The sequence below is a fragment of the Bacillus sp. 522_BSPC genome, from assembly GCF_001076885.1.
Classification (GTDB): domain Bacteria; phylum Bacillota; class Bacilli; order Bacillales; family Cytobacillaceae; genus Niallia; species Niallia hominis.
On sequence record NZ_JVDT01000115.1, the window covers coordinates 1 to 8,749 of the forward strand.

Annotated in this window: 9 protein-coding genes and 1 pseudogene; 7 read left to right on the forward strand and 3 right to left on the reverse strand. The window is 35.1% G+C overall.

Annotated elements, in window-relative coordinates:
* Positions 1-200, reverse strand: a pseudogene (locus ADJ83_RS08780) (peptidase E); the annotation flags it as partial.
* A gap of 339 nt (positions 201-539) precedes the next feature.
* Here ADJ83_RS08780 and spoVK point away from each other — a divergent pair.
* The 5 genes from spoVK (at position 540) to glnA (ending at position 6,116) form a co-directional block, all read left to right on the forward strand.
* Complete coding sequence (gene spoVK, locus ADJ83_RS08785; RefSeq protein ID WP_031538270.1) at positions 540-1,493, forward strand: stage V sporulation protein K; 954 nt, start codon at positions 540-542, stop codon at positions 1,491-1,493.
* Positions 1,494-1,670: 177 nt separating this feature from the next.
* Positions 1,671-2,945 (forward strand): GTPase HflX, encoded by a 1,275-nt coding sequence (gene hflX, locus ADJ83_RS08790; RefSeq protein ID WP_031538271.1) that lies wholly within the window; start codon positions 1,671-1,673, stop codon positions 2,943-2,945.
* Positions 2,946-4,214 (forward strand): aminotransferase class I/II-fold pyridoxal phosphate-dependent enzyme, encoded by a 1,269-nt coding sequence (locus ADJ83_RS08795; RefSeq protein WP_031538272.1) that lies wholly within the window; start codon positions 2,946-2,948, stop codon positions 4,212-4,214.
* Between the two features lie 111 nt (positions 4,215-4,325).
* Positions 4,326-4,745: a MerR family transcriptional regulator gene (locus ADJ83_RS08800; protein ID WP_031538273.1), complete on the forward strand. Its 420-nt coding sequence runs from the start codon at positions 4,326-4,328 to the stop codon at positions 4,743-4,745.
* Positions 4,746-4,778: 33 nt separating this feature from the next.
* The gene (gene glnA, locus ADJ83_RS08805) at positions 4,779-6,116 is read left to right on the forward strand and encodes a type I glutamate--ammonia ligase (RefSeq protein ID WP_048717543.1); all 1,338 of its coding nucleotides are present in this window, start codon (positions 4,779-4,781) and stop codon (positions 6,114-6,116) included.
* Between the two features lie 338 nt (positions 6,117-6,454).
* On the opposite strand, the gene ADJ83_RS08810 is transcribed toward glnA, so the two are convergent.
* Complete coding sequence (locus ADJ83_RS08810; protein ID WP_031538275.1) at positions 6,455-6,934, reverse strand: hypothetical protein; 480 nt, start codon at positions 6,932-6,934, stop codon at positions 6,455-6,457.
* A gap of 400 nt (positions 6,935-7,334) precedes the next feature.
* Between ADJ83_RS08810 and ADJ83_RS26500 the strand changes: the two genes are divergently transcribed.
* On the forward strand, positions 7,335-7,457 hold the full coding sequence (locus ADJ83_RS26500) for a hypothetical protein (protein ID WP_268817986.1): 123 nt from the start codon (positions 7,335-7,337) through the stop codon (positions 7,455-7,457).
* Positions 7,458-7,566: 109 nt separating this feature from the next.
* Here the strand turns inward: ADJ83_RS26500 and ADJ83_RS08815 are convergent, their stop codons facing one another.
* Positions 7,567-8,025 (reverse strand): hypothetical protein, encoded by a 459-nt coding sequence (locus ADJ83_RS08815; RefSeq protein ID WP_031538276.1) that lies wholly within the window; start codon positions 8,023-8,025, stop codon positions 7,567-7,569.
* Positions 8,026-8,136: 111 nt separating this feature from the next.
* Between ADJ83_RS08815 and ADJ83_RS08820 the strand changes: the two genes are divergently transcribed.
* Complete coding sequence (locus tag ADJ83_RS08820) at positions 8,137-8,667, forward strand: DUF6431 domain-containing protein (RefSeq protein ID WP_035416525.1); 531 nt, start codon at positions 8,137-8,139, stop codon at positions 8,665-8,667.
* The last annotated feature ends 82 nt before the right edge of the window (positions 8,668-8,749 follow it).

The window sequence follows — 8,749 nt, forward strand, 5'->3', positions numbered from 1 at the left end:
ATAAAATCGACATGCTTTATGTCCATTTCGAAAAAATCATTTTTCGTTTTAAGGGCAAGTCTATTTTTTTCTTTAAGTGTGGAGGCCGTAGTAATAATGACAGCTTTCGGATTTATCCTTTGTTTTTTAAGTGTGGCTAAAAACTCACCTTTTATTGTTTCTGTAAAAAAGCCATTTGAAGTTAAAAAAATACTAGCCATTTCTATATCCCCCCTATGATACAAAATAAATCTTTGAATATTAAAAATAATTCCCTCTATTTTACCATGAAGAGCAAATAAATTAAGGTTTATCTTACCAATCCACCCAACTAAAATATTCGTTTAAAATAGGATTATTTCTTGTTACAGACTAGGCTTTGTATGGGGATAAAAAAATAATCTAAAATAGTTTAATGAATAGAAGAGGTTCTGAATATACATTAACAATGGGGAATAGTGGCAAACAGTATGAATAGATTAAAATACTTAAAAAATTCATAAATGAAGCTTTTGATGGGCGAGATTTTTAGCGTTTTGTTTTAAGAGGAGGTGTGGCTTTTGGAGCATCCAATCCGGATGAAGAATAATGGACAGATCAGCGTAGTAATCAATTCACAGAAAAAGAAGGTTCTTCCAAAGGAAAAGCCAGAAGCTGAGTCAATCAAAAGAACTGTTCCAAGTGAACACGAAGCACTTAGGGAAATTGAGGCTGAATTAGGAAGCCTTGTAGGCATGGATGAAATGAAAAAAATGATAAAAGAGATATACGCATGGATTTATGTCAATAAAAAGCGAGAAGAAAATGGTCTGAAAACGGGGAAACAGGCACTGCATATGATGTTTAAAGGCAATCCAGGTACAGGGAAAACAACGGTTGCAAGGCTAATTGGCAAGCTTTTTCAAAAAATGAATGTCTTATCAAAAGGTCATTTAATTGAAGCAGAGCGTGCTGATTTAGTTGGCGAATATATCGGACATACAGCCCAGAAAACAAGGGATCTTGTAAAAAAAGCAATGGGAGGAATTTTATTTATTGATGAGGCCTATTCGCTAGGGCGAGGCGGAGAGAAGGATTTTGGAAAAGAAGCAATCGATACATTAGTAAAGCATATGGAAGATAAACAGCATGACTTTATTTTAATATTGGCAGGCTATTCAAGGGAAATGGATTTTTTTCTATCCTTAAACCCTGGTCTCCACTCTAGGTTCCCCCTTGTCATTGACTTTCCTGATTATTCCACCGATCAGCTAATGGAGATTGCAGATCGTATGCTAAAAGAAAGAGAATATGCATTAAGCCATGAGGCGGAAAAAAAACTAAAAGAACATCTTTCCTATGTACGAAATATCCAGCATCCAAAAAGCTTTTCAAATGGTCGATACATCCGCAATATCATCGAGAAATCGATAAGAGCCCAAGCCATGCGCTTATTAATGCAAAGTAATTATGATAAATACGAACTAATGACAATAAGAAGTAATGATTTACTGTTAGACTCTAATGAAAAATAAGGTTTATAGGCTATTCTTAAAAGAGTTGTTTACTTTTTGGAATAGCTTTTTTACATTCTTTTTCAAATTCATTTTTACTTCGTTATAATTTGGGTAATCTTATAAAGAGCAAATAGATGAATTGGATTTTGTTTGCTATAATAGATGAAGTTCGGCATGGAAAGAAGGGTTACATAGTTGAAAGAAACCAAAGTTGATAAAGAAAAAGTAATCCTGGTTGGTTGTGAAACACAAAATGACGCTGCCAGATTTGAATATTCAATGGAAGAACTTGCAAATTTAACGAAAACAGCGAATGGACAAGTAGTTGCAACATTAACGCAAATGCGAGAAAGAATTCATCCTTCTACCTATATTGGCAAAGGGAAAGTAGAAGAATTAGAAACTCTTGCAGAAGAATTAGAAGCAGACTTAATCATTTTTAATGATGAATTATCACCAAGTCAGGTTCGCAATGTATCAAAGAATTTGGATGCAAGAATCATTGACCGCACCCAGCTTATTCTAGATATATTTGCATCGAGGGCAAGATCAAAAGAAGGGAAGCTTCAAGTAGAGCTAGCCCAATTGCAATACCTTTTGCCGCGATTAGGTGGACAAGGTCTCCAATTATCCAGACTTGGCGCAGGGATTGGGACAAGAGGGCCTGGTGAAACGAAGCTTGAGTCAGATCGAAGACATATTAGACGAAGAATTGATGATATTAAAAGCCAATTAAGCGTTATTGTCGAACATAGAGATCGCTATCGTGAAAGACGGAAGAAAAATAGAGCCTTCCAAATCGCATTAGTTGGTTATACGAACGCAGGAAAATCTACTTTGTTTAATCGTCTCTCAGAAGCAGATTCATTTGAAGAAGATATCTTGTTTGCAACATTAGATCCAATGACTAGAAAATTGATTTTGCCAAGTGGCTTTTCGGCACTTATTACGGATACAGTAGGATTTATTCAAGATTTGCCAACAACATTAGTTGCCGCATTCCGGTCTACCTTAGAAGAGGTACGCGAAGCAGACTTATTGCTTCATATTGTGGATAGCTCAAATGAGGAATATTATCAGCATGAGGAAACAGTACATAAATTACTAGAAGATTTGGAAATACCTGCGATTCCACATTTAACTGTCTATAATAAAAAAGATTTGGTGCATTCGAAATTTGTGCCAACATCAAAGACAGAAAGCATTTTAATTAGCGCTTTTGATAAGGAAGACAGGGAAAGGCTGAAGCAAACGATTGAACAAATCATGATTGAAAACATGGAATATTATGAAACAACGGTTGAAAGCAATAATGGTAAATTATTGTCACAGCTTAAAAATGAGACAGTACTTCGGAGCTTAATTTTTGATGAAGAAACACAAACCTATTTATGTAAAGGGTATGCCTTAAAAGAACATGCTATTTTAAAATATAAAAAGCCGATAGAAGTAGAGGAATGGGAGAAATAGATGTATAAGCAGTTAACATATGGAACACAGCTAGAAACGTTAGTAAATGAAGTGGAAGAACAAATTAAAGAAGTCCATCAAGCTATTGATAAAAGAATCGATACCAATCAATTTCGTGTCTTATCAAGCTTTCAAAATCACCGGGTAAGTGAATCCCACTTTATCCCATCAACTGGCTATGGATATGATGATAATGGCCGTGACACGTTAGAAAGCATTTATGCAGAAGTATTTGGTGGGGAAGCTGGTTTGGTGCGACCACAAATTATTTCTGGAACACATGCTATTAGCACAGCGCTGTTTGGGATCTTGCGGCCTGGCGATGAACTTCTGTATATTACAGGTAAACCATATGATACATTAGAAGAAATCGTAGGAATTAGAGGCGAAGGCATAGGATCTCTACGTGAGTTTAATATTGGCTATAACAGTGTGGAATTGCTTCCAAACGGGCAGCCTGATTATGAAAAAATTGCTACATCCATTCATGCAAATACAAAAATGATTGGCATACAACGCTCCAAAGGGTATGCAACAAGACCTTCTTTTCCAATTGCGGAGATTGAGAAAATGATTGCCTTTGTAAAAGAGATTAAAGAAGATGTCGTTGTATTTGTTGATAATTGCTATGGAGAGTTCGTAGAAGATCTCGAGCCATGCCATGTTGGTGCAGATTTAATGGCTGGATCGTTAATTAAAAATCCAGGTGGCGGAATAGCGAAAACGGGTGGATATATTGTTGGGAAAGAGGAGTTTGTAAAAGCATGTTCTTATCGAATGACTTCCCCTGGAATCGGAGCTGAAGCGGGTGCTTCTCTTTATAGCCTTCAAGAAATGTACCAAGGTTTTTTCCTTGCTCCACATGTTGTTGGACAAAGCTTAAAAGGAGCTATTTTCACAGCAGCAATGCTAGAGCGATTAGGAATGAATTCCTCTCCTAGCTGGAATACAAAGAGAACAGACCTTATTCAGTCTGTTCAGTTTGATGATAAAGACAAAATGATTGCTTTTTGCCAAGCCATTCAATATGCATCGCCAATAAACTCCCATGTGACGGCATATCCAAATTACATGCCAGGTTATGAAGATGATGTTATTATGGCAGCAGGAACGTTTATTCAAGGGGCAAGCATCGAATTAACAGCAGATGGTCCAATCCGACCACCATATGTAGCTTACGTACAAGGGGGATTAACCTATTCCCATGTGAAAATTGCGATATGTATCGCGATTAACCGATTACTAGAACAAAAACTGATTACTATTTGAATATAGTAATCAGTCACATGAATTGGGAAGAATTTGTAACATTAGTTGACATCTTTTTTTCCCAATCATATAATGAAGGTGGATTAAATCAATTTAAAGGAGCCGAATGCTATGTCTGGTAGTCAAATTCGTCGATCGATGCCTCTTTTTCCAATAAGTATTGTCATGCAATTAACAGAGCTGTCTGCTCGACAAATTCGTTACTATGAAGAACACGAATTAGTGGCTCCAGCAAGATCAGATGGCAATAGAAGACTTTTTTCATTATCGGATATTGATAAATTATTGGAGATTAAAGATCTAATTGATCAAGGAGTAAACCTTGCTGGAATTAAACAAATTTTCTCTGTTCAAGAAAAACAAGTGCTGACAGATGAAGTGAAGAAAGAAGCAGAAAAAGCACGCAGAGAATTATCGGATGAGGATTTACGCAAATTATTGCGCAAAGAATTATTAAATGCAGGTCGCTTTAATAATACTCATCGTCCCTCTATGAGACAAGGAGACATGTCTCGTTATTTTCAAAAATAGATAAGAAGAAAAGTAGGGAGTGGAGGAATAGTCGTGGCTAAAAATTACACTAAAGATGACATTAGAAAGTTTGCAAGTGAAAGTAACGTAAAATTTATCCGCTTACAATTTACGGATATCTTAGGAACAATCAAGAATGTGGAGATTCCAATCAGCCAGCTAGATAAGGCATTGGATACCAAAATGATGTTTGATGGTTCCTCTATCGAAGGATTTGTTCGTATTGAAGAATCAGATATGTATCTATATCCTGATCTAAATACTTGGGTCGTTTTCCCTTGGACAGCTGAAAAAGGGAAAGTTGCACGTTTGATTTGTGATATCTACAACCCAGATGGAACACCATTTGAAGGCGATCCTCGTAATAATCTAAGAAGAATATTAAAAGAGATGGAAGACTTAGGATTCACTGACTTTAATCTTGGACCTGAGCCAGAATTTTTCTTATTCAAATTGGATGAAAAAGGCGCACCATCTCTAGAACTTAACGATAATGGTGGTTACTTTGATTTAGCACCTACAGATTTAGGGGAAAACTGTCGTCGTGATATCGTATTAGAATTAGAAGAAATGGGCTTTGAAATTGAAGCTTCTCACCATGAAGTAGCACCTGGTCAGCATGAAATTGATTTTAAATATGCAGATGCAATTACAGCATGTGACCAAATTCAAACATTCAAATTAGTAGTAAAAACAATTGCTCGTAAGCATGGTCTACATGCAACATTTATGCCAAAACCTTTATTTGGCGTGAACGGATCAGGGATGCACTGCAACCTTTCCTTATTCAAAAACGGCGAGAATGTTTTCTACGATCCAAAAGGTGAGTTAGAATTAAGCGATACAGCACTTCAATTTATTGCCGGTATCGGTAAGCACGCTACTAGCTTTACTGCTATTACTAACCCGACTGTAAACTCATATAAACGCCTAGTTCCTGGCTATGAGGCACCTTGCTATGTAGCATGGTCTGCTCGAAATCGTTCCCCATTAATGCGTATTCCAGCATCACGTGGCCTAAGCACTCGTGTAGAAGTACGTAGCGTGGACCCAGCAGCAAATCCATACTTAGCTATGGCAGCTTTACTTAAAGCAGGACTTGACGGAATTGCCAACCAATTGACTCCTCCAGCTCCTGTAGATAGAAATATCTATATCATGAGCAAAGAAGAAAGAATTGCAGAAGGCATTGTTGACTTACCATCAACCCTAGCCCATGCATTAGAAGAATTAAAACAAAATGAAACAATGATCGACGCACTAGGCGAGCACATCCTTGTTCACTTTGTTGAGGCAAAAGAGATTGAATGGGACATGTTCAGAACGCAAGTCCATCCTTGGGAGAGAGATCAATACATGGAAATGTATTAAGAAGTAGAAGCCTTGGCGCTGTAGGTGCCGGGGCTTTTTTCTTTTGTGGGAGTAAGGGTAAGTCAAAAAATAAATGAAATGATGCCCACCTTACACCTGGAAATATTAAAAAAATATAGAAAAAAATCATCATTTTCTTAGTCGGCTATGCTTCCTTGACATAATCAATCCTGTCTAAACTTCATACTAACTCCTGAATCCATTACTAACATTTTTTGAAACCTTTTTTGCAACTAAGATCCAGTAGAAGAATTAATTTATGTGACAATTGTTTTATACTAATCCTAACAAAAAAATTATGCTAATACAGTTCCTGTATCACCATAATTTGAATTTTCTTATATTGGTCTGTTGTTGAGCTCATTATTTGGCTCATTTTTATCGATTATTTTTTGAAATCCATAATTTAGCATTGCATATAGATAGGCAGATAGGAAAAGAAAAAGACTATTTACCTTTTTGAGCTTATAAAAATTATGTTTTTCAAAAAAGCTATTGAGTGGATATGCTAGTAAATAATCCATAATGCCATTTAGGAGGGCATATAGCCAAAATTTTTTATAGGTGAAATGAAAAATGATGATATTTCCGACAAAATAAGGACCGAAAATAAATGTAAAGGCATTATTAATTTTCCCTTTTATCCCACCTTTTACTTTCCACCATTTAAATTCCATGGAGAGTAATGTTTCCACTAATAAAAATATAGTTGAAAACAGAGTAACTGGTAAAAACTTAAAGATAGATTTTTTAGGAATTACAAAAAATCCGCACCATGAAATGAAAACAATGAGTATTCTCGTTAGTAATACAAACATAATTTTTCTCCTTCTGAAGTAATTAATAGGTATTCTTCTTTATAAGACCACCTTTTATACCTAGAAAGGTGAAAAATTAATGGAATTTGAATCTTCATTAAGAAATAGGATTTGTAAAAATGGATTTCGGTTCAGAGAGCAATAAGTAATGTTATTAAGAAAAGGGGATAATCTAAAAAATCTGAAAGAAGAATGTATAATAATATTCTTTTAGGTGAAGTGGAAGAGAGAAAAATTGGAAGAGCAGATAAAGAGAAAGGGTACTAAAGAAGATTAAAATTATTTATCTACACAATCAATAGTTTAAAATTTTTCATATCTTATATTGGAAGGACAAGCAATTATTTTTATTAATAATATGATTGCTTATATGTATTTTTTAATAAAGGTGGTGACTTTTATGCTAATTACAATTTTTGGTCTCGATTTAACTATTACAATTTTAAATATAGATTTTAATAAAGATGTTCATTTAACTATTGGTGAAGAAGGAAAAACACTTCCTTCAACAGGAAAAGCTTAATGTATAATGAAAAGGGAAAAGAGGCTGCAAAGATATTCGATTGGATATTTTGCAGTCTTCTTTGTTTTACTACATAAATAGGAACAGATTTTCTATTAGGTAATATCGATTACTCTGTTGCTTCATGGGGTACCAAGTTTAAAAATTTGGCTAATTTAAGAAGGAGATATTGACGTTTATTATACATTTCATCTCTTAGATTACAAAAGTTCTTATAAGTAAATTCATCTTTTACGTTTTTGCGAATTTCTCCAAGGGCTTCCAAGGATTCGCGGATCTTTTCCACTTCTATTTGGTATGTCTTCTCTTTATCCTCATAATCTTTTATTTTGGCTTTTATATTCTCGGGTATGTAGCTTTCTGGAATTAAAAGGGAAACCATCGCGTTAATCTTTTGTATGTCTATTTGATGCGATAAAAATATGCGGTGATTACCAGAAGCTACCGTATATTTTCCGTCAGGTAGTCGATATAAATGTAAATCTTCAGAGTCATCATCTATCCAACCTTTTTGTTTTACAGAGACTCGAAGCTCTTTCATTTTCTCGCTATTTCTGTAAACTGTCACTTTATATCCTCTCAAATACCGTTGGAATTTTCAAATTCCTTCAGAATTGTTTATATACTTCTCTGGAATAATGTGCTAAATTTTTTGCATATTAGAAGGGGGAGTTTTTTTATGATCAAATTTCATGATTTTGGTATTAGCCTAGTGGAGTATGGGGAAAGAGGAAAAAAGAATGAATTTCCATTGTTTGATCAATGCCCAAACTGCAAATGTCATTCCCATGGGAATCTTCATCGTAACGGCTATTACTGGCGTTATGGAATAACTGATGAGACAACCGTACGGATCCCAATTTGTCGCCTAAGATGTTTACAATGTGAAGTGAATATCTCTATTCTTCCGGACTTTCTCATCCCGTATTTTCAACATACTATTCATACAGTTTTAGAACGAGTGAAGAAAATTCTTCAAAGGAAAAAAGCAAAAGGCAGCCGCCAATTAGTCAGGTTTTATCTAAATCGTTTCTTAACATGTATAAATTGGATTCATAGCTTCTTTATCAGCTTGGGGAAGATAAGTGGCATGTCGGAGGATATAAATAGCGAAGCCACAAAATATATGAAAATGATCCTTGATTTTGGCGAATCACCCTTCTTACGAAGGTCACGGGGTCACTTATCAAAATACTTTATGGCAAATTAATTCTATCATATTTAGGCGACTTTAAAAATATTCTTTGTCCCACATACCTTTTTCATAGTCAGAAAATATCGAAAAAAGTAGA

Coding starts and splice junctions, on each gene's coding strand:
- ADJ83_RS08820 (WP_035416525.1), top strand. CDS start 8,137: ATGATCAAATTTCATGATTTTGGTATTAGCCTAGTGGAGTATGGGGAA.
- ADJ83_RS08810 (WP_031538275.1), bottom strand. CDS start 6,934: ATGTTTGTATTACTAACGAGAATACTCATTGTTTTCATTTCATGGTGC.
- ADJ83_RS08800 (WP_031538273.1), top strand. CDS start 4,326: ATGTCTGGTAGTCAAATTCGTCGATCGATGCCTCTTTTTCCAATAAGT.
- ADJ83_RS26500 (WP_268817986.1), top strand. CDS start 7,335: ATGCTAATTACAATTTTTGGTCTCGATTTAACTATTACAATTTTAAAT.
- ADJ83_RS08795 (WP_031538272.1), top strand. CDS start 2,946: ATGTATAAGCAGTTAACATATGGAACACAGCTAGAAACGTTAGTAAAT.